Source organism: Kangiella geojedonensis (genome assembly GCF_000981765.1).
GTDB classification, from domain to species: domain Bacteria; phylum Pseudomonadota; class Gammaproteobacteria; order Enterobacterales; family Kangiellaceae; genus Kangiella; species Kangiella geojedonensis.
The window spans coordinates 1,144,210-1,166,990 of sequence record NZ_CP010975.1; the positions used below are offsets into that span (position 1 = coordinate 1,144,210).

Below are 22,781 nucleotides of genomic sequence, written 5' to 3' on the forward strand. Positions count from 1 at the left end.
TTGTCATTGCCCAGCGCAAATTGTGTTATTGAAGCTTCTCAAAGACCAATCGGATGGCTTTGAGTAAAGGCTTCAATTCTTCTTCTTCGGTCAGAATTTTAAGAATAACGTTTTGCTCAAAGCGATACAGTGCAGGATTCATTTGAATCATTTTGATCAGCTTTGTTGGATCGATTGAGCTGTCCTGATTAAAGCGAATACGGACACCAGAATGAACTAAGTCAATTTTACTGATTCCTAAGGGCTGAGCTTCAAGGATTAATTCATTGATAGCAAATAGGTTCTTTAACTCTTCTGGTAAGAGTCCAAAACGATCAATAAATTCGACTTGAAGACCATCTAGCTCATCTTTAGATTTTGCGCTAGCGATACGTTTGTATAACGACAAGCGGGTTGCGACATCGCCGATATAGTTATCAGGAATAATGGCCGAAACTCCAAGCTCAACTTCAGTCTTTTGATTGAGGCTCTGTTGTAAGCTCGGCTCTTTTCCTTCCTTAATATCTTTAATGGCTTGTTCAAGCATGTCCATGAAGAGGGTAAAGCCAACAGCTTGCATTTGCCCTGATTGTTCTTCGCCCAATAGCTCCCCAGCACCACGAATTTCAAGGTCATGGGTGGCTAGCGTAAATCCAGCGCCTAAGTCTTCTAATGACGCGATGGCATCCAAACGCTTCTCAGCATCTTTAGTGATTTTTCTTTCTGCAGGAGTCAAGAGGTAAGCATAAGCTTGGTGATGCGAACGTCCAACACGCCCACGTAGTTGATGCAGCTGGGCAAGACCAAACTTGTCTGCACGATCGATAATCATGGTATTGGCATTAGGATTATCGATCCCAGTTTCAACAATAGTGGTACATACCAATAGGTTAAAGCGCTGGTGATAAAAGTCCCGCATGACTTGCTCAAGCTCGCGCTCCCGCATTTGTCCGTGAGCATAATTGATGCGCGCTTCTGGTAGTAATTCTTCAAGCTCGCGGACGGTGCGCTCAATGCTTTCGACGCTATTGTGTAGGAAGTAGACCTGGCCACCGCGTAGAATTTCACGCAATACAGCTTCGCGGATCAATGGTTTATTGTGTTCTCTGACAAAGGTTTTTACTGACAGGCGCTTAGCCGGTGGCGTGGCGATGATTGATAAATCACGCATCCCTGACATCGACATGTTAAGGGTTCTAGGGATAGGCGTCGCCGTTAGCGTCAAGATATCGACTTCAGCTCGGAATTTTTTAAGTTGCTCTTTTTGGCGCACTCCAAAACGGTGTTCCTCATCAATAATCAGTAAGCCAAGTCGCTTAAACTTTACGTCTTGTTGAATAATTTTATGGGTTCCGATCACGATGTCGACAGTACCGTTTTCGAGTCCTGCTAATGTTTCTTTAATTTCTTTAGCCGTGGCAAATCGTGATAAAGCGGCAATTTTAATCGGCCAGTCAGCAAAGCGATCTCTAAAGGTTTCAAAATGCTGTTGGGCGAGTAGGGTCGTGGGGACCAACACTGCGACTTGTTTGCCCGCGTGTGCTGCAATAAATGCGGCTCGCAGCGCAACCTCGGTTTTACCAAAGCCAACATCACCGCAGACTAAGCGGTCCATCGGTTGTGGTGCCGTCATATCTCGAATAAGTGAGTTAATGGCGGTTACCTGATCGGGAGTCTCATCAAAGCGGAACTCACTACTAAAGCGGTTATACTCAGCCTCATCCAAGGTATAAGGGTAGCCTTCTTTGGCTTCGCGTCTAGCGTAGACATCTAACAATTCAGCAGCGACATCACGAGCTTTTTCGGCCGCTTTGGTTTTAGCTTTGTCCCAGGTTTCGGTGCCAAGCTTATGCCATGGCGCAAGTTCAGGGTTCGTACCAGAGTAACGACTGATGAGGTGTAACGATTGTACCGGGATATAGAGTTTGTCGCCGCCAGAGTACTCAATCATTAAGTATTCGGCTTCCAAGTCACCGCTGGCAAGCTTTTCAAGACCGCGGTAACGTCCAATGCCTTGCTCAACGTGAACCACGGGGTCGCCTTCCTTCAACTCAGCGAGATTTCGTATGACGTCTTCAGCTTGAACCGATGGCTTTTGATCGCGTTCAGCGCTACGTCGCTGTATCGCTTGCTCACCAAACAGCTCCATCTCGGTGACTACGGCAAGCTTATCGACCACAAAGCCTTGAGTCAGTGGCGCTACGCCAATTTCTACGACACCGCTTTTTAGGGCGCTTGCAGACTCTTTCCAGCTGGGAGAGACGTTAGTGTGTATGTCATGACGCTCTAATAAGTCTTTTAATGCTTCGCGTCGTCCTGGCGACTCGGTGGCAATGAGAGTCTGACCCTGCCAGTGACTTAAGAAGTTTCGCAAATGGTGAGCCGGATCGGTCGCCTTGTGTTCAATTGGCATCATCGGTACAGGAGCCGTAACCTGCTTTTTGTCAGGCGACGAGGGCTCGAGCCGCACTCTAACCGTCTCTTTAAGCAATGTATTTAATTCATCTTCCACTAAATACAACTGCTTAGGTTCTAAAATCGGGCGCTCGACATCATGGCGGCGCTGTTCATAACGTTCGGTGATTTCAGCCCAATAATCCGTAATAGCCTGCTCATGCTGGCCTAATGAGCACAAAATACTTTGTTCAGGTAGATAGTTAAATAAAGTATCTACCTCGTTGAAAAATAAGGGAAGATAATACTCAATGCCCGCTGGGGCATTACCATTACTCACTTCTTGATAGAGCCAGACTTTCTGTAAGTTCACATCAAAGGTGCGACGAAAGTTCTGGCGGAAGGCTTCGATACCATCTTTGTCTAAGGGAAACTCTTTAGCGGGTAATAGTTCAAAATTATTAAGCGTATCTTCTGAGAGCTGGCTCTCAGGATCGAAGTAGCGAATGGTATCAATTTCATCATCGAAGAAATCAATTCGTAGCGGCTTGTCAGATCCCATGGGGAAAACATCTAAAATCGAACCGCGAACAGCAAATTCGCCATGAGAATAAACTTGGTTCACGGCGTTGTAGCCGTGTTGTTCGAATAGGCTCCGCACATCATGCATATCGAGCTCTTGCCCCGTGTGCATGATCAGGCTGTTTTGCTCGATGTATTCTCGTGGCGGCAGCTTAAGCAGTAGGGTGCTGACGCTAATTAAAACGATGCCCTGCTTAAGCCTTGGGAGCTGGTATAAGGTCAGCAAGCGCTGTGAAACGATGTCTTGATGTGGGCTGAAATTATCGTAAGGCAAGGTTTCCCAATCAGGAAAGCTAAAGACCGGTAGCTCGGGCGACTCATCCGAGTGGTTTTTATCTAAAAAGTACTCAATCTCTTGCTGTAAATGCCAAACCTGAGGCGCATCGTTACAAATGACGATTATAGGCTGGTCAGCCTGTTTGGCTTGTTCAGCAATGGCCAAGGCACGGCTGGATCCGGCAAAGCCTTGCCAATGGTTGATGAAGTTCGACTTTTGCTTTAATTCAGGTAACTTTATTAGCATCACAACTCTTTAACGTCAGTACTTTCTTTTGCATCACGATGCATTATCAACCAGTAGGGTTTATAAGCTATCGTCAGGCTTTGGGCGAGAATTATAGCGAGCTTGGCTAGTTCTTAATAGTATTTGCACAAGTATTTGCACAGAACAATGATTCTGGATAAGGTATGATAATCAATCGTAAAAGCAATCACTTAGGTCTGTATGAACATCAGTTTTGAACACGCCGATGACTTTTCTATCACTCCCACCATGTTTATCGCAGGTTGGAAGGTTTGGTTTAAGCGCTTTTCAGAACATCCGCAACAATGGAAGTTCTGGAAAATGCCTATGGGCACAAGCTCAGACACATTAAGTGAGCTTATTCGCCAGCAGAAGCGTTTTAGCCTTGAGGTTTTAGCCCGAATGATGGTGCCTTGGGCTTATCGCAACACATCGCAAGTTAGCACTGATTTAGTCGAGCATTATTCAAAGTGGTTAGAGTTAACCAGTTTGAGTGACGACGACGGGAAAGAAGTACCGGCGGTATGTTTAACCGAGCATGCTGTGAAGTACTGGGACAGCCTTGCTTTTGCCGTGCAGGACGATTTTATGAATTATGCTGAGGCGCGTGTGCAGGCAGATATTGAAGCGCCATCAAGCGATCCTGTGGTATTAGATGATCAGGGTATCGAACTCATAGGTGAAGATACTTATCCGCCGTACGTGCCGAGTGCTGATGCAAGCGATGAAGAATTCCTTAAAGCGTTAGTGCAATGGATTGATGACGCACCTCACCAGCCCATATATTTGAAACAGCCGGTAGGCGATGCTGTGGCTGGCTGGCAGGATCGATTGGTCAGTTTCTTTTGGCCGAAACCTCGTATCGGTTATGCTTTATACCATGCTGCGATTGACCCTTTGTATTACCGAGCTACTGAGCTGGCTAAGTCAGTTGACTCGGGCTCGAATATTACTAGTGGTTCTTTGCCGTGGGACAAAGAGTGGCGCGATATGGCGGTGAAAACAGCAGTTGAACTGTTTGACGTTAGTGGAACACCGCAAAGCGGGGTAACGCTAGATAACGTTCATAAAGTGATGCAGGCTGCATTGAGTGAAGATTTTGACTCGAAAGCTAAAATGAATAGCGGTTGGTCGTTCTTGGCTTCAGCGGCAACCTCTTATTTAAACGAACAAGAAGGCCGCTTGCCCATGGTTTGGTGGTGTAGTCGCGTAGCCAGCTCGATTATTTCACGACTGGACTTCTTGCTTGCTGAAGCTGGTGTAACTGAGCTTGGGCAACGTTTTCAGAATATTGGTACGGTTCCTGGGTATGGTGGCACTCGCCCAAGGCAGTATACACTTGACTGGCCTGAAGGTTATCGTTCATGGAAGTCGCAGATCGCCGCTAGTCAGTTGGTCCAACAAATGGTGACCATTTTAAACACCGAAACTGATAACCAAGGAAAACGTCGATACAAGCTAATGCCTGAATCCAATGGTGGCCGAGGAGATTGGACGGTTCAAGGCGTTCAAACGGTGCTTTTTTCAGATGGTTATTAAGGGCTGTTAATTAATCCAATGCTCTGGGGCCCAAAGCCCCAGAGTTGTGAATCTAATCGTCAATCTTCTTTTCTTTATCGGCTAACGTTTTCAGTTTCTTTTGCCCTTTGTTAGCAGGGTTGTCATTCGGAATATTCTTTTTATTTTCAGGGTCATGAACCAACGCGATGATCTTAGTACCGCTTGGAATATTTTCACCCGTTTCAGATGAGAACACTTTTAAAGAGCCGTTTTTATCGATCATATAAAGCGCAATATAGTTTTTATTGTCCTCACGATACTGCTCGTAGCTATAGTTATCCGTAATGTTGGTGATCTTAATTTTGGCATTGTTAGCAATCATACTGGCTAACTTGCCATAGTTAATGCCTTCACCGAACAACCACGCCGATTGCCAGTAGTCATTGCGTTCTTGGCGCTCATTCTTCTTACTATTATCGTCGTTATAGCGTAAGCGGTATATGTTCTTTTTACCAAAAGCGTGGCGGTAGTTAATTTCGCATAAAGTATTAAGCTCACGATCCATGCTCATGGCAAATAAGTGACCGAAGCCAATCAAGTCCAGATTGCGATCAGCATGATCTGATACGGGGTTGCCGAAATAGGTTTTTACACCTTCCATTCGTGCGCGTGAGATGTTGGTGTAGTTATTGTGGGCCATCACCACATCAAATCCCGAATCTCTTAATGACTGGGCAATTTTCAGAGCGACAGGGTTGCTGCCGATAATAAGAACGCCATTGTCAGAGGCTTCACGAACCTTAAGTAAGTTGCCGATCGGCTTTGCACCAAGGCTTTGGATGAGGACGGTTCCAATGATAATAACGAACACTAAAGGAACCAGGTATTCAGTACCCGCTAAGTCGTATTCAGCTAATTTGATGGCAAATAAGGATGAAATGGCCGCTGCGACAATGCCTCGTGGTCCAATCCAGCTGAGCATCAGCTTTTCATTAAACTTAAGCTTAGAGCCGACACTAGAAGCCCACACAGAAGCGGGGCGCGCAACAAACATCACAACCGCCAGAAGGATTAAGCTTGGAATACCGATACTCAATAAGCTGTCGAGATTCAAGCGAGCTGCTAATACAATGAATAGAACTGAAATCAGTAGCAGTGATAGCGACTCTTTAAAGTCGAGTAGATCGTCTTTCTCAAATTTAGGCCAGTTGGCAAGGGCAACACCGAGAATGGTAACGGTTAATAAGCCAGACTCGTGCTCAATATGGTTAGAGATAGAAAACAGCAACAGTACATAGGCTAAGGCGAAGACGTTGCGAAGATACTCAGGAATTAAGTGACGCTTGAATAGCTGGGCTAAGAGGTAAGCTCCAATCATGCCAATCAAGATACTGACCAGTAGAATCTTACCGAATACTAGCAGGGCATGATCACCAGAGCCACCAGAGATAATGTATTCATAGACTAAAACTACTGCGATGGCACCGATAGGATCGATAATAATGCCTTCCCATCGAAGGATGTTGCTGATGTTCTTATTGGGGCGAACGCTTCGCAAAATCGGTACGATAACGGTAGGGCCGGTAACACAAACCAAGGCGCCGAATAATATCGCGATTTTGGGGTCCATCTCGAATAAGAAGTACGCCGCTATCGAAACAATCGTGATCGTGACCAGAACACCGACGGAAACCAGCATCTGGACAACTCGACCGTGACTTTTAACCTCATGAAACTCTAGGGTTAAAGAGCCTTCAAACAGAATGACGGCTACACCTAAAGATATAAACGGGAATAATAAGTCTCCCATGGTTTCATCTGGGTTAAAAAAGCCCAAAATGGGGCCAATCAAGATCCCAATTAATAACAAAAATAGGATTGAAGGCTGTTTCAAATACCAGGCGAGCCATTGCGCGCCAATACCTAAAGCAAGAATTCCAGATAAAATAAGGGCTAGGTCAAGTGTTAGCATAATGTTGAGTTGGGTAGTCCGTTATGGATGGTTTTAGTCAACGAATGATATGTTTTTTAATGGGTTATATGATGATAGAGAGGGGGCTCGCTGTCCAGTAAAAGCTGAAATTTTACAAATTTATTGGATTAGCACTCTTGGGCTAGCATTGATGCGTTGTTTGTATATATTGACGCATGTCGAAGCCCATTGAGCCGTCGGGCATAGATGCTGTAATTTTGTAAGCATTACCACTAGGGTCTTTGGGGTTCTTCTTTAAATCAATGATAACTGAGCGTTTTAGTCGTCCATGTCGGTCTTGAACGAGCTCTACTTTGGGTAAGAGCTTATGCTTCTTATCGGTTGATATCACAATGCCAACTTCGCCATTCGACATACGAACCAAGCTACCAGGTGGGTAAATCCCCATCATTTGAATAAACTTTCCGACAAGCTTGCCGTCGAATTGCTTATCCCGTTGATCAAATAGGATTTTTAATGCTTCGCGAGGCGATTTGCTTAATTTATACGGGCTTTCACTGGTTATAGCATCATAAGCATCAATGATACTGATCATGCGGCAAATTTGACTTGGGGCCACTTCCGCAGGATTTTTAGGGTAACCTTTACCGTCAAAATGAATATGGTGATTTAGAATAACCTCTTTGACCGCTGAACTGATCTCATTATCGTGTATTACCAGTTCATGACCGAGTAGGGTATGCTTTTGCATCACTCGATATTCTGCTTCATTCAATGGACCAGCTTTATTAACAATATCCTCAGGTAGCTGTGTTTGCCCTAAATCATGTAACAGACCGCATAAACCTAATAACTCAAGCTGTTTACGGTCAAAACCCAAATACTTACCAAATGCGATAGCTAGAATAGCAACCCGCAAGCTGTGTTCGGCAGTATAGTGGTTGCGATCTTTAATCCGGGTTAGCCAAAACAATGCGTTGGCATTGGATAGGATACTGGTAATACAGTTGTTGATGACCTGTTTGCTATGTTCTAAATCAAGCTCTAACCCAAGCTTCGTCGTCTCAAAGAGCTCGATCGTGAACTCTTTCGCTGACTGGTATGTGCTAGAAGCTCGCGGTAGCTCGTGGTGAATTGGGGTGTTTTCAGGCAAGGTACTTGTTGAGGTATGCTTGCTAAGTTCTTGTTTTTTCTTTTCCCAGAGAAAGGCATCAATCTCAATGTGAACGTACTTGCAATATTCACTGAGGACTTTAAGTTCCCGCTCTGTGGTGATTTCAAACTTCTGAAAAGGTACGGGCACATCGATCCACGGTCTGTCGAGTTCAACGACAAACATACCAATATCAATAGAATCGGTCGGCACTTTGACCTTTATCAATGCCATATAAAACCTATGTAGTGGAAGACCCCAGTGTCGTAATCATTACAACTCTAACTGTTAACTATATCACATAGCTACTGTGAAGCAATAGATGTCGTCTGTTGCTAACGTTCTGAAGTATAAGGATATTTTCTAATTTTAAAATGGTAGGCTGATGTGGCGTGTTAGGAACTGGTAAAATCAGTTGAAATTCTGCATAATTGCGACAACTTTTAAAGACATTTTCCCTGTTATGGACTTTTCTCAACTCATCAAAACTCTAACCCCTGACATGATCGAGCGCTTCACGGTAGCGGTCGAAACGGGTAAATGGCCTGATGGTGCCGTTCTTACCGAACAGCAAAAAGAAACCTGTATCCAAGCTATCATGTTATATAAAGCACGTCATAGCGAAGACGATAGCGAGCCATTCACAGTGACTAAAACTGGGGATTTAGTGACGGGTAAGAAAGTGCGGGACGAGTTTCCAGGAAAGTCTGCTAACGAGAGTGAATCTAAAGATACCTTCATTGTCGATCCATCAATGATAATTCCTGGCAAGGATACGCATTAGGCTTAGTATTTCGCAACACTATGCTCGTATCAGTTGGTCTCGCGGTGACCAAGCATTCCTAGATAACCAATACAGCCGCGGTCATCAGTGGTCGTTTGATGGTGGCGCAATCGTTGAGGCATCTTCATCCCCGCACATTGTTCCTTTGCCGTATTCTGTGGAAGCTAATGTTGATCCTGAAGAAGCTTTTGTGGCTTCGTTATCCAGCTGCCATATGTTGTTCTTTTTGTCGATTGCCGCTAAAAAACGTCTGTTAGTAGACAGCTATCAAGATCAGGCTGTTGGAATCATGGGTAAGGACGAACAAGGAAAGGCATTTGTCGAAACTGTCACTTTAAAACCAAAAGTCGTGTTTTCAGGCGAGAAAATACCCAGCCGAGCAGTGCTTGAGAAAATGCATCACCAAGCACACGAGCTATGCTTTATCGCTAACTCGGTAAAAACAAAGGTCATCACGGAAATTGTTGAGAGCGATTAATTAGTCAGCTCACCGCGTAAGCTAATCACCATATTCTCACGAATCGTTTTAGCATCAAGGCCACGACTGAATAGATAATAAAGCTTGGCCAAGGCAGCCTCGGTGGTCATATCAAAGCCGGAAGTGACGCCAGCATCCATCAATACTTTACCGGTTTCATAGGTGCTCATATTAACTGAGCCTTTCAAGCACTGGGTGCAGTTAACAATAACTTTTCCCTGGCTTGTTGCGTCTTTTATCGCCTGCATCAGTGGCTTGTTGTTGACTGGAGCATTACCCGCGCCAAAGCTTTGTAACACCACACCGTCCAAATCTTGGGCAAGAAAATCACGGACCAAATCATCGGAGATACCGGGGAATAAGGTTAAAATCGCAATCTTAGGCGAGCTAAAACGGCGAACGGTTAGCTCCTTGTGTTTACGCTGCCAGATTAAATGTTCACGAACTTTAATGGTGCTACCGATACTTGCGAGAGGCGGCATATTGGGCGAACTAAAAGCAGCAAAACCATCAGCATCTGTTTTAATGGTGCGATTGCCGCGATGTAAATGATCATGGAAAAACAAACTGACTTCAGGAATGGGGTAGTTGGCTGCAAGATAAACCGCATTAATTAAGTTATCGCGCGCGTCGGTTCTGAGCTGCGTTAACGGAATTTGTGAACCCGTGAAAATAACCGGCTTTTGTAACCCCTCAAGCATAAAAGACAAAGCTGAAGCCGTATAAGCCATGGTGTCAGTGCCGTGTAGCACCACAAAACCATCGTAATCTTCATAGTTACGCTCAATGTCTTCAGCGATCTGGTGCCAGTCTTCTGGTGACATATTGGCAGAGTCAATCGGCTCAGCATAATCATGAATCGTGATTTCCGGCATATCAGGATGCTGGAACTCAGGAAAGCTCTGTAAGGTTGCGCCGAGAAAGCCTTTTTGTGGCACAAAACCTTGGTCACTGGGCTTCATCCCAATGGTGCCGCCAGTGTATGCGATGTAGACTTTCTTCTTTGCCATAATAGTTGTAGTTGGTTACAGTTAGCTAAGTCAGGAGTATATATATTTGTGACCAGATAAAAAAGTATCAATCTTCTATACAACACCAAACCATATGTGAGAGCTCCACTAATGAAAACCTTCTTTCTGTTATTGTTAACATTCCTAGCTCTATTATCGTCAAAATCGACTATATCTCGATCTACTCCAGCTATTTGGGAAAGTTTTATTAGCAGCTCGGAATTAATTGTCGATGGGAAAGTGATTAAAGCTGAATATGGCCAATCAAGATTTGATGAGGTTGAATCAGTAAAGCTTTGGTTACAAGTTTCAGAGATATATACTTCAAATGAACAATATTCTAGCCTAAAAACTATTGAGGTTATTACTGATTGGAGCGTCAACCAAGCCGAAGTAGGGGCTAGAGGATTGTTCTTTCTTAGAAAAAAAGACGAAGTGTTTTATATATTTGATCCAGATGTTGGTTATTGGGAGGAGCAATTTAGGCTTATACAGGATGGGGCTAGCCAGTTTTGTGATTTAGACAAATTCGATAGAGCAAGAGTCTATAACGTTCCGATGCTATACCTAGCAGGCATCCCTGATGAATACTGGGAGCCTGGTTACTTTGCGGACTACACCTGTGCAAATGTAGAAAAAGGAACTCCTCTTGGGGTATTTAAGAAGCAAATTATTTTGAAAGCTGAAAATGTAAAGCCTCAGCTAAAAAGTATATTTTAATACTTAATTAACTGAAGCTTTTAGAATTTACTTTTTATGAGCATTCATATAATCAACCGCTAAACGCGATAACGCTTTCACGCCAAGCTTCATACCCGACTCATCAATATAAAAATCTGGCGTATGGTGTGGAGCCGCTTCTGAAGCAGGCAATCCTTTTGGTTTGCCACCGAGGAAAAAGAATACGCCTGGAACTTCGCGTGCATAGAAAGAAAAGTCTTCTGCACCAGTAATTGGATTAATGGTGATAACGTTTTCTGCACCAGCGACCGCCTCAAGTGTGGGCATCATTTCATCAGTCAGAGCTGGGTCATTATAAGTCACTGGATAAGCCGAAGAGTAGGGAAGTTCAACGGTTACCTTTGCGCCCATGCTTTCGCCAATCAAAGTCGCTTTCGTGCGCACTAACTCATGGATACGTTTACGATCAATCTCGCTCAAGGTTCGTATCGTTCCCAACATCTCGACTTTCTCGGGAATGATGTTTGAGCGAACGCCACCATGAATCGAGCCGACGGTTACCACGGAGGCTTGTTGCGTTAGGGGCATGTGACGACTGACGATAGTTTGTAAACTGGTAACAATTTGCGACGCTGTAACGATAGGATCAATAGAATCCCAAGGTGTAGAACCATGCGCCTGTTTGCCATCAATGGTAATCTTAAAGTCGTCAGAGCTGGCCATGATGCCTTTTTTACGGATATTGATTTTACCAACGTCCGTACCCGCTGAAATATGCAGACCAAAGACAACGTCTACGTCAGGGTTTTTCAAGACACCTTGTTTCACCATCAATTCAGCGCCACCTTCTTCACCGGGAGGCGGGCCTTCTTCGGCAGGCTGGAAGATAAACTTTACCGTGCCAGGAAGCTCAGCTTGCATACCAGATAACAGTTCCGCCACGCCCATCAATATCGCTACGTGAGTATCATGACCACAGGCATGCATCACAGGAACTTCTTTGCCCATGTATTCGCCAGTGGCTTTTGAAGCAAATGGCAAGTCCACACGTTCTTTTACTGGAAGGGCGTCCATATCCGCTCGTAGCGCGACTACAGGCCCTGGTTTGCCACCTTTAAGCACGGCGACTACGCCGGTGTGAGCGACTTCTGTTTTAACGTCTAACCCCAAGGCCTTGAGGTGAGTAGCAATGTATTTGCTGGTTTCAAATTCACGATTACCCAGTTCAGGGTTTTGATGTAAATGGCGGCGCCAGTCGATAACTTTGCGTTCTAAAGCGTCAGCACCTTGTTCAATTTGCTGCTTACTATTGGTGTGCGTCTCGGCATAACTCGCTGGTTGCAGAAAAGCAGTGGTTAGCAAGCCTAGTAATGCTGTTTTAAAAACAGGTCTCATCATAGGTTTCATAATATTCCCCATATTTTTTTATTACTTTTACAGCCTTTGCCACCATAATGCAAACTGGTTCACACTTGTAAAACCACTGAAAAGACCATAAATTAGCGCTATCGATTCTAAAGAGATTCATCATGCTTCCACTTTTATACAATGGGCAGTACGCTATTTTTGCTATTGTCCTGTTCGTCATTATATTTTCATTGACGTTGCATGAGTTTGGTCATGCCTATTCGGCAAAGCTTCTCGGCGACGATACTGCTGAGAAAATGGGGCGCTTAAACTTGAACCCCATGAATCATATTGATCCCATGGGGTTATTGTTTGTGGTCATGATCGGGTTTGGCTACGCTAAACCCGTTCCCGTAACGCACCGTAAGCTGAAAACCACTTGGGCTGGGGCTGCTGTCGCCGCCGCAGGGCCACTGATGAATTTTTTGATTGCCTTGATCGCGGTAAATCTACAAGCAGCAGCCTATGTATTTGATATTGCCGCGCTGCAATCTGACGTTGCCCAAACATCGCTCACGTTTTTAGCGCTGATTAACATTCTATTGATGTTGTTTAACCTATTACCCATAGGCCCGTTAGACGGGCACTATGTCATGGAATGGTTGTTACCAAAGTCGCTGAAATATAAGTATCACCAATGGAATGGTAAATACGGTACTTTTTTCTTCCTAGCGTTGGTGGTACTGAGTATTTTAGGGGTTCCGGTGTTTCGATTCTTATGGAATGCTGCCCAGACTATGTCGGGGTGGATTAACTTTTTTGTTTGATTACTACTTGGATTAGTTAATGTATGGAATAAATGACATCGAAGATATTAATAAGGCAGGTAAGTATTTAGCATTCCTTTCAGTTATTGGAGCTATATATTTGCTGCTCGATATAAACTTTAAAGACTTTATTGGTATTAGTCTCATTAATATAAATGAAAGAAGCGGGGTTTATGAAGCAATTTTTTCTTGTTTGATAGTTTGGTTTTTCATTAGATATGCCTTTATCTACAGGGTGAAGTGGGAAGAACATTTAAACGAATATATTAATTTTAGCCAGATAGATTTAAAGGAAAGTACTTTGATTAAGGAAATCATTAGACTTGAAGGCTGCTCTTATCCTTGGTTAATTTATATTAAACTAAGGAGTATTCATGGTCATTATTTTGTGAATTTTGCATCAGATCGAGAGCTGTCTTCTTACACACAATTACAAAAAGACTATAAGTTAAATAAAATAACTCGAGACTCGACCCTTAGCTGGATAGAGGCCAGCGGCAAGAGAATTCTTTCGGCAATAGATAACAAGGTGGGTAAAGATATAGAAAGCTTACTTCAGGAAGTTATTGATACAAATAGGCTTGAGTCTAACGACCATTTACATGGATATAGATTGAGTATAACCGGAAGCAAAGGGGGAAGGAACTTCAAGAGAGAAATTTATAATCAAGCCTTTTACAGTATAAAAGGAATTAATGACTCTATACCTTTGTTATTATTTGCTTTCTTTATAGGGGCTTTTATAGGTCAGTGCTTTAATTAAGCAAAAAAATGCCGCTTACTTTTCAGCAAGCGGCATCAAGGGTAACACTAAGGGTAAGTAGGGTGGGCTCAGCCACCGTTTGTATTACTTTAGTTCTCTGATAAGTGATGCTTCATTTCTTCAGGAGCGAAGTCGTCGACATTAATCACTTCGAGTCGAGCTTCTTCTGCATCTAACACCAGCTGGTATTCGTCTTGGGTAATGTGTCCTGCGTCGAGCGCTTCTTTGGCGAATGGCACGACTTGGTGATTACCGGCACGTTTACCGAGGGCTTGTGAGAACTTTTTGACGATCGGTTCCATTTCAAGCTGTAGGCGCAGCGCTTTGTCGACTTTGTACAAGTTGCTGGCTTCGGATTCAGACTTGAAAGCACCGTGAGTCAGTTCTTCGCGCATGGCTTGTGGCTCTTGTAGCTGGCGAGCAAGCTTACGGCTTAGTTTGTCCGACGGTGGCGATAACCGTAAACCTAGTGGGAATACAACCAAACGTAATAGTTTGCCCATCCAGCCAATAGGGAAGTTCTTTAAGACGCCATCAGCCGCCATTTGTGTTTCGTATAGACAATGCTCTAGTGCCCACTGAACAATTTCTTTGTCGTGCTCAGGGCGACCTTTGTCGTGGTACATTTTTAGGACTGACGATGCGATGTAGAGATTACTCAGCATGTCGCCTAAGCGGCCTGAGATCATTTCGCGACGCTTAAGTTCACCGCCTAACACGCCCATAACAACGTCTGACAAGAAAGCCAGTGCGCTTGAGAAGCGAGTAATGCGCTGGTAATAACGACCCGTAAAGTCTGACTGTGGCTTTTTGACCAACAAGCTGCCAGTTAATCCTAACCAGAAGGTACGGATTTTATTGCTCATAGCGAAACCGACGTGGCTGAACAGCGCCTTGTCGAAGTCTTTAATCGCTTCTTTACGGTTTTCGTTTTGCGTTGCTTGAATTTCTTTTAACACGTAAGGATGGCAACGAATCGAACCCTGGCCATAAATAATCAAGCTACGGGTTAAGATGTTCGCGCCTTCGACCGTAATCGAAATTGGAGCGCCTTGGTAAGCACGAGCCATGTAGTTTTTCGGCCCCATCATTACAGCCTTACCACCATGAACATCCATGCCATCGCAAGCAACGTCGCGGGCGAGGGCAGTGGTGTGGCATTTTACGATAGCCGATGCGACCGATGGCTTTTCGCCACTGTCGATACCCGACGCGGTAAAGGTTAACATCGAGTCAACCATGTAGCTTTTACCGGCTATACGAGCGAGAGCTTCCATAACGCCTTCCATGTAGCCTACTGGCACATTGAACTGACGGCGGATACGGGCATAAGCTCCTGTGGTGTAAGAGGCCATTTTGACCCCACCATTGGCGCTCGATGGCAATGAAATAGCTCGACCAGCAGATAGACAGTCGACCAACATTCTCCAGCCCTTACCAGCGTTTTTCGGACCACCGATAATATAATCGAGAGGTACAAAAACGTCTTTGCCCGAAGTTGGGCCGTTTTGGAACGGAGTGCTTAGTGGGTAGTGACGACGACCGACTTCTACGCCATCAGTATCCATCGGGATTAGGGCACAAGTAATGCCTAAGTCTTCTTCTTCACCAAGCAATCCTTCTGGATCGTACAATTTAAACGCTAAACCTAAAATCGAGGCGACGGGTGCTAGCGTGATGTAGCGCTTGTCCCATGTTAGCTTCATACCGACAACTTCTTCGCCGTTCCACTGACCTTTACAGATAACACCTTTATCAGGAATACCGCCAGCGTCCGAGCCTGCTTCAATCGCCGTTAAAGCGAAACAAGGCACTTCTTGGCCTTTGGCTAAGCGAGGTAAGTAGTGATCGCGCTGCTCTTGTGTGCCGTAGTGCATTAAGAGTTCAGCAGGGCCCAGTGAGTTGGGTACTGAGACGATACTGCCTGCTGTAGCGCTTAATGAATTGATTTTGGTTAATACACGAGATTGGGCGTAAGAGGAAAAGCCTAAGCCACCGTATTCTTTGGGGATGATAAAGCTGAAGAAGCCTTTCTCTTTAATGAAGTTCCACACTTCAGGCGGTAAATCACGATCGATGTGCGTGATCTGCCAGTCGTTGATCATGCTGCAAAGTTCTTCAAGAGGACCGTCAATAAATTCTTGCTCTTCTTGACTGAGCTTTGCCTTTTCAAATTTATGAAAGCGCTTCCAGTTTGGCTTACCGCCGAACACTTCAGCTTCCCACCAAACCGTACCGGCATCCAGCGCTTCTTGCTCTGTATCAGAGATTCGCGGCATTATGCCCTTGAACACGTCCAACAGCTTTGCAGAAAGCTTACGGCGTATAAAAGTTAAGTTTAGGGGTAGGAAAATCACTAGGAATAGTACCCAGTGTACGTATGGGATGCCTTCATAGGCGCTCCAAGCCACTAAAATCGCCGCTAATGCAATAGTAGTGATTTTGAGGCTTACTCGATGATAAAGCGCTACCATCAAGCCGAGAAGTAATATTATTGTTAACATAGCAACCTCTTTGATATTTAACTTTTATCAGTCTAACACAACTGCTCGTACCAGTTGAAGCAAATTATTCTTGATGGTTTGGATTGCCACAAATGTGCTGTAAAGACTTGATGTAGCTTAGCTTTTGTTAGAGTATGTCACAGTTTTGTGACGGTTTATGGGGCAGGTCTATGAGATACCGAGTTCATGAGGTAATTAGCGAATGAAGCGTTTGGCAGTGGCAATAATCCATGGAATTGGGTCTGAGGATAAACATTATTCTACGGAATTTAAGCACCGTGTAGTCGAGCGCTATTTAAAAGGCGATAGCAAAAATCGCCGAGAAGATGATTTATTATTTCATGAAATCTACTGGGGCGACTTGTTGCAGCAAATTAATGACGATTTGTTGCAGAAGCTGGATTACCGCAATGAATTAACCTATACCTCGGTCCGTCAGCTTTTTATCGATTATATGAACTTAGGCTTAGCTTATGATCGGGACTCTGAAAGTGGCCTGTATCAAGCCATCCATAACCGAATCGCAGAAAGTATGAAGAAATTGGCGACTCATCGCCATGTTGACCCAGACGCTACACCAGTGGTGCTGTTAGCGCATTCTTTTGGTTCAGTGATCATGTCCCACTATATCCAAGACATTAATTTAGCCAAAGAGTCTGATAAGCTAAGTCAGTTAAGCCATGTCGAGAGCTTCAAAACGCTAGCTGGCGTAATTACTTGTGGCAGCCCTTTGGCGATTTATGACAGCTTGACCGAACGCTTGCCCAGCCCAATCGATAAGGTTGGTGCTGAGTTAGAGCCGTCGCTGGTGGAGCATGTCAAATGGCTCAACTTTTATGATAAAGATGATGTGGTGGCGTATCCCATGAAAAACATCAGCGATGCTTATAAACAGGTCGTAACCGATGACTATGAAATTAATGTAGGGAGCGCGGCGACATCGTGGAACCCAGCGTGTCATACTGGATACTGGGAAGACAAAGACTTTTATCGACCTGTTGCCGATTACTTAGGGCAATTAAGAGCTGTTGAGACCTTTTGGGACTCAGCGACTAACTAAGACCATAGACTTATAAACGACACCTCACTTTATGTCTCAACCGAATTCGGCTATAGATCTGAAGGATTGCTTATTAAGCGATCATTCTAATATTCATAATCTTCAGCAAGCCATTAAAAAGCGCTTACAACAAAAGCTTCCAGCGACCAAGCTCGAAGGCAAACTGGAGCGCCTGCTACAAGACTCTTCTAAAGTCGTCAGCCAGCGTAAGGCGATTATTCCCGACGTTATTGAATACGATGACGCTTTACCTGTATCCCAATCTCGTGAAAAAGTCGCGCAACTGATAAAGGACCATCAGGTTGTGGTTATTGCCGGTGAAACGGGCTCTGGTAAAACGACTCAGTTGCCTAAGATTTGCTTAGAACTTGGGTTAGGAAGACTAGGTCGAATCGGACACACCCAGCCCCGTCGTGTCGCTGCCACCAGTGTGTCTCGTCGTATTGCCGAAGAGCTAAAGACAGAGATTGGCCAAGTGATTGGTTATAACATTCGCTTTAATGATCAAACGAATGCTGTAACGCCAGTTAAAGTCATGACTGACGGTGTTCTTTTGAATGAAATCATTCATGATCCGTTGTTGATGCAATATGATGCCATCATCATTGATGAGGCTCACGAGCGCAGTCTTAACATCGATTTTCTTTTGGGCTACTTGAAACGGTTAGTCGCAAAGCGCTCAGATTTAAAAATCATTATTACCTCAGCGACGATTGATGTTCAGCGATTTGCAGAACACTTCAAGCTTGATGGGAAGCCTGCACCAGTTCTTGAAATTAGTGGCAGAACCTACCCGGTTGACGTTTGGTATCGGCCAAATGATGAAGAAAACCCGCTACCGCAAACTGACCATATTGGACATGCGGTACAAGAAATCATGGCGCATGGTCCTGGCGATATACTGATCTTCCTACCGGGGGAGGCGGACATTCGGGATGCCGCTAAACACCTTAGGCGCGAAGCCTATCAAAACTGTGAGGTATTGCCGTTATATGCACGACTATCAATGTCAGAGCAGGAAAAGATATTTAAACCATCAGGTGGTAGGCGAAGAATCGTTCTGGCAACAAACGTTGCTGAAACTTCGATAACAGTACCGGGCATTCGTTACGTTATCGATCCTGGTTTAGCACGAATGAGTCGTTACTCGGTTCGAAGTAAAATTCAGCGCTTGCCAATTGAAAAAATTTCTCAGGCCAGTGCCAATCAACGAAAAGGGCGTTGTGGCCGTGTTGCTGAAGGTATATGCATTCGTTTATACAGCGAAGACGATTTTAATGATCGTCAAGAATTTACTGATGCTGAGATTTTAAGGACTAATCTAGCCGCTGTAATTTTACAGATGAAGCAGCTTAAACTGGGTGATATTGATGCTTTTCCGTTTATCGATCCTCCTGCGGATAGACAGATTAGCGATGGCTTAACCTTACTCAATGAACTACAAGCGATTGGAGCCGATAAAGAGTTGACGCATATTGGCCGTCAGATGGCACGCCTCCCTATAGAACCTCGATTGGCACGTATTTTGTTGGCTGGTCAGGAAAAGCAGTTTTTAAGTTATGCGCTGGTTTTAGCGGCATTCTTGTCGGTCAAAGATCCTCGGGAATGGCCGTTCGATAAAAAAGAGTTGTCGCAGCAAAAGCATGCCAAATACAAACATAAAACCTCTGACTTTATCGCCATCATAAATCTATGGAATCATTTGCATGAGCAACAAGCAGAGTTAAGTAACAGTCAATTTAGGCGTTACTGCGGTGAAGAGTTAATTAACTTCAACGCTTATCGCGAGTGGAAAAGTACCTACCGTCAGTTGAAAAGCTTGATGCAACAGTCCCAAAAAGGTAATCAAAAATTAAATCCCAAAGACTGGCAAACTGCTGAGTTTGATCAAGAAGACCCTGTGTTTTATCAGAACTTGCACCAAGTTTTACTGACCGGGTTACTGAGTTTTATCGGCCAGAAAGATATTGAGAAAGGCTACCAAGGCACCCGCCAAAGTAAGTTTATGGTGCATCCTCAATCCACCAATTTTAAGAAACAGCCACCGTGGCTGATGACGTTTGAAATTGTTGAAACGACGCAGCCATATGCTCGAATGACCTCGGCGATTGAGCCTAACTGGTTAGAGCACTTAGCTAGTCATTTGATCAAAACCCATTACTATGATCCGCACTGGAGCAAGAATCGAGGGGCCGTTGTTGCTGAAATGCAGCAAACTCTTTTGGGCCTGAAGATTGTAACCAATAGAACGGTTAACTATAGCGCCATTGAGCCTGAGCTTTGCCGTGAGTTATTTATCTTGAACGCACTAGTGCGACAAGATCTAGACTCCAGACATCCTTTCCATAAGCATAATGTACAAGTAAAAAAAGAGGTGGAGCAGGAAATCGCAAAAGCCCGTCAGGCTGATTTATGGGCTGATGAGCATGTTATTGCGCAATGGTTTGAACGGAAGTTACCTGAACATATCAATAGCGTTAAAACGTTAAATAACTGGCTTAAGAAAGATCCCCAAAAGCATAATGCTTTGTTCAGTATCAGTGCTGACGTGTTATTGCCGCAAGAGCAAGAGGATAAAGGGCTGTATCCTGAGTCGATTCATATTAAAGGCGTAGAGTTACCGCTTAAGTATCACTTTGAGCCTGGTCATGAAAAGGATGGGGTGACTATTCGTTTACCTCAATCACTGGTTGGGCAGTTCACCGATGGAGACTTCGAGCGCTTAGTACCGGGTATACTTGAAGAAAAAATTGAGTTTTTAATTCGATCGTTACCGAAGCGCTTTCGAAAGAATTTTGTACCGGTTCCAACTTTTGCTAAAGCCTGTTATGAAAAAGTGTTAGAAACAAAAGGACGCTTGATTGATATTATAAGCCAGCATTTATTTACCATGACCGGTGTGATTTTGCCGATGGAAGCTTGGTCTGAGCTAAACCTGCCTGAGCATTTTCTGATGCGCTTTGAGGTGGTTAATGATGATGGCAAGGTGCTTTACAGTTCCAGAAGTTTAGAAGAAAAGCCGAAAAAGGTCGCGAAGACCTCTGCAAAGCCTGCTAAAAAAGTGAAAAATATTACTTATACAGAGTGGCCCAGTGAATATGTCAAAGAAGGCTCAATGCAAGAAGCTGGAACTGATATCCCTGTGTTTCATGCGATTGAAGACGCTAAAGATAAGGTCAGAATTATTCCTATCGTTAATCAACGCCAAGCAGAAAAAACGCATATTCGCGGGGTATGTCGTTTAATCGCACTATCGGAAAGTAAAACGTTTAGCTATTTACAGAAAAAATACCACAACCGCCAGCAGCTAATGCTGGCTTGTGCATCGCTATATTCTCCTGGGGACTTGATTAATGATGTCATGATGTCGGTGGTTAAAGACGTTGTCTCGGAGTCTGTGCCCTATAGTAAGAGCGATTATGAAGAAGTGTTGGAGACGGTGAAAGAAACTATCGTGCCAAACTCCAATCGAGTTCTCGACCAATTAGTCACGATCTTAAAGCAACGTAACTCATGTCTCGCTGAGGCAAAGGCTCTAGGTAAGAACTTTAAAGCAGCTTATGATGATATCAAGCATCAGCTCGATTATTTGTTCCAGGAAGGATTTTGTTACCGCTTTGGTGCTGAGCATGTTCGTGATTACTCGCGCTACTTAAAAGCTATTGAATTGCGTCTCGATAGAATTAAGCACAACCCGCTTAAGGATATGCAGTTGATGCAGCAGTACCAGCCTTGGTTGAATGAAATGGAGACGTTAGAGGACAACCAAAAAATCCCACAATTTGAAGTGGATGATTATGGCTGGATGTTACAGGAATACCGCATTTCTCTATTTGCGCAGGGGCAGAAAACACGTTTCCCGATATCCCACAAGCGACTACAAAAGTTTATTGATAACTTGAACAGAGAGTATATTTAATCGGTGTTTAGCGACTTTGTCATTGAGCAACTACTATAATGCTTCAATAAGTTTAGAGTGATGGATGACACGGTTACGGCCAGTTTCTTTTGCCTGATATAAGCTTTTGTCAGCCGCTTCAATCATGTTATTTAGGTCATGCTCTATTTTAGAGCATAGCCCAATACTGACGGTGACTCTTAACGAATGCTCTTCTGCTCGAATAATCGCATCACTAATTTTCTGGCGTAATTTGTCGAAATAGTCGCCTGCGTGGTCTTCAGACATGCCTGTCATGTACATACAAAACTCTTCGCCACCAAATCGCGCCACAACATCAGATTTGCGAACCGATGATTTGATCAATTGAGCTACTTCGCGTAACACTGCATCTCCAACAGAGTGGCCATACTTATCGTTTACGGACTTAAACTTGTCGATATCAATCATGGCGCAAGTGACTGGCGTACCATGTCTCAGCGCTGATTCATGCATCGCTTCAACAACTTCAAAGAAGTGGCGTCGATTCGGTACGTTAGTTAAGAAGTCATAGCTAGCGGCAGTGGCTAACTCTTGGTAAGTGTTCAAGCTGTCCAAGTAGGAGTTAATGCGCAAATAAAACTCTTCAGCTAGAAAAGACTGCTTAATAATGAAATCATCGGCGCCATGTTTCAGGAAGTTGGCGGCCATGATGGTTTGACCGGCGCCTGACATGCCGAGAATCGCTAGTTCTTGCTTGCTATAGATACGGCGTAATCGACGGGTTAGCTCACAACCATCCATTCCGGGCATATTATAGTCAGTAATCACCATTTTTACGTCTTGATGGTATTTGACGTAATCTAGGGCTTCTTTGGGGTCATTAAAGTGCATGACATCGTATTGATGCACATCGAGAAGAATTTGCAGCATTTTTGCTGAAGTTCGAGAGTCTTCAACAATAACGATCTTATTGTTCGGGTTTCTCTCTAGCCGAGCAAGAGTATGGATGATCTCATTAATGACGTACTTGTCGTGCTTGATAACATAGTCGACCACCCGAAGTTGCCAAAATTTATTACGAAGTGTAGCCGTAATATCGCTAATAAGAACTATGGTGGGAATATCTCTAGAGCGGAAAAGCTCAATCGATTCCCCATCGGTTGCGTCTCTCAATCGATAACTGACTAAACAGGCGTGAATGGTTTCCCTTTCTAATCTAGCGAGGATAACGTTGGCCTCTTCTAAGCCATTGCAGGTAATAACACCGTAGGGAGTCTGTTCGATGATTTGCTTTTCTACTAAGGCACAAAAAAACTTGCTGTCATCAACTATGATTATTTTTTTCACAAAAGGCTATCCTTATAACTCCCGTAAAAGAGCACT

15 protein-coding genes are annotated in these 22,781 nt (G+C 44.1%); 8 read left to right on the plus strand and 7 right to left on the minus strand.

Going from position 1 to position 22,781, the window contains the following annotated elements:
* Positions 1-25 precede the first annotated feature (25 nt).
* Positions 26-3,481 carry a transcription-repair coupling factor gene (gene mfd, locus TQ33_RS05085; RefSeq protein ID WP_407638290.1) on the minus strand — a complete coding sequence of 1,152 codons (3,456 nt, stop codon included), beginning with the start codon at positions 3,479-3,481 and terminating at the stop codon, positions 26-28.
* A gap of 198 nt (positions 3,482-3,679) precedes the next feature.
* Between mfd and TQ33_RS05090 the strand changes: the two genes are divergently transcribed.
* Positions 3,680-5,017, plus strand: coding sequence for a hypothetical protein (locus TQ33_RS05090; protein ID WP_046561096.1), 1,338 nt, complete (start codon positions 3,680-3,682; stop codon positions 5,015-5,017).
* A gap of 52 nt (positions 5,018-5,069) precedes the next feature.
* On the opposite strand, the gene TQ33_RS05095 is transcribed toward TQ33_RS05090, so the two are convergent.
* Positions 5,070-6,950 carry a cation:proton antiporter gene (locus TQ33_RS05095; protein WP_046561097.1) on the minus strand — a complete coding sequence of 627 codons (1,881 nt, stop codon included), beginning with the start codon at positions 6,948-6,950 and terminating at the stop codon, positions 5,070-5,072.
* A 142-nt stretch (positions 6,951-7,092) separates the two neighbouring features.
* Positions 7,093-8,298, minus strand: a complete 1,206-nt coding sequence (locus TQ33_RS05100; protein WP_046561098.1) for an HD-GYP domain-containing protein — start codon at positions 8,296-8,298, stop codon at positions 7,093-7,095.
* Between the two features lie 181 nt (positions 8,299-8,479).
* Between TQ33_RS05100 and TQ33_RS05105 the strand changes: the two genes are divergently transcribed.
* Complete coding sequence (locus TQ33_RS05105; RefSeq protein WP_052735211.1) at positions 8,480-8,848, plus strand: YeaC family protein; 369 nt, start codon at positions 8,480-8,482, stop codon at positions 8,846-8,848.
* Between the two features lie 7 nt (positions 8,849-8,855).
* Complete coding sequence (locus tag TQ33_RS05110; RefSeq protein ID WP_046561100.1) at positions 8,856-9,326, plus strand: OsmC family protein; 471 nt, start codon at positions 8,856-8,858, stop codon at positions 9,324-9,326.
* Here the strand turns inward: TQ33_RS05110 and ansA are convergent.
* Positions 9,323-10,336, minus strand: coding sequence for an asparaginase (gene ansA, locus TQ33_RS05115; protein ID WP_046561101.1), 1,014 nt, complete (start codon positions 10,334-10,336; stop codon positions 9,323-9,325). The genes TQ33_RS05110 and ansA overlap by 4 nt on opposite strands.
* A 111-nt stretch (positions 10,337-10,447) precedes the next feature.
* Between ansA and TQ33_RS05120 the strand changes: the two genes are divergently transcribed.
* Positions 10,448-11,056: a hypothetical protein gene (locus tag TQ33_RS05120; RefSeq protein WP_046561102.1), complete on the plus strand. Its 609-nt coding sequence runs from the start codon at positions 10,448-10,450 to the stop codon at positions 11,054-11,056.
* 27 nt (positions 11,057-11,083) lie between these two features.
* Here the strand turns inward: TQ33_RS05120 and TQ33_RS05125 are convergent, their stop codons facing one another.
* Complete coding sequence (locus tag TQ33_RS05125) at positions 11,084-12,415, minus strand: amidohydrolase (protein WP_228640464.1); 1,332 nt, start codon at positions 12,413-12,415, stop codon at positions 11,084-11,086.
* 131 nt (positions 12,416-12,546) lie between these two features.
* Here TQ33_RS05125 and TQ33_RS05130 point away from each other — a divergent pair, with 131 nt between their 5' ends.
* Positions 12,547-13,191, plus strand: coding sequence for a site-2 protease family protein (locus tag TQ33_RS05130; protein WP_046561103.1), 645 nt, complete (start codon positions 12,547-12,549; stop codon positions 13,189-13,191).
* Between the two features lie 19 nt (positions 13,192-13,210).
* Positions 13,211-13,954: a hypothetical protein gene (locus TQ33_RS05135; RefSeq protein WP_046561104.1), complete on the plus strand. Its 744-nt coding sequence runs from the start codon at positions 13,211-13,213 to the stop codon at positions 13,952-13,954.
* An 89-nt stretch (positions 13,955-14,043) separates the two neighbouring features.
* Here TQ33_RS05135 and TQ33_RS05140 read toward each other — a convergent pair whose 3' ends face one another.
* Positions 14,044-16,458: an acyl-CoA dehydrogenase gene (locus TQ33_RS05140; protein ID WP_046561105.1), complete on the minus strand. Its 2,415-nt coding sequence runs from the start codon at positions 16,456-16,458 to the stop codon at positions 14,044-14,046.
* 202 nt (positions 16,459-16,660) lie between these two features.
* Here TQ33_RS05140 and TQ33_RS05145 point away from each other — a divergent pair, with 202 nt between their 5' ends.
* On the plus strand, positions 16,661-17,518 hold the full coding sequence (locus TQ33_RS05145) for a hypothetical protein (protein ID WP_046561106.1): 858 nt from the start codon (positions 16,661-16,663) through the stop codon (positions 17,516-17,518).
* Positions 17,519-17,549: 31 nt separating this feature from the next.
* Complete coding sequence (hrpA, locus tag TQ33_RS05150) at positions 17,550-21,437, plus strand: ATP-dependent RNA helicase HrpA (RefSeq protein WP_046561107.1); 3,888 nt, start codon at positions 17,550-17,552, stop codon at positions 21,435-21,437.
* Positions 21,438-21,470: 33 nt separating this feature from the next.
* Here the strand turns inward: hrpA and TQ33_RS05155 are convergent, their stop codons facing one another.
* Positions 21,471-22,745: a diguanylate cyclase gene (locus tag TQ33_RS05155; RefSeq protein ID WP_046561108.1), complete on the minus strand. Its 1,275-nt coding sequence runs from the start codon at positions 22,743-22,745 to the stop codon at positions 21,471-21,473.
* Positions 22,746-22,781 lie beyond the last annotated feature (36 nt).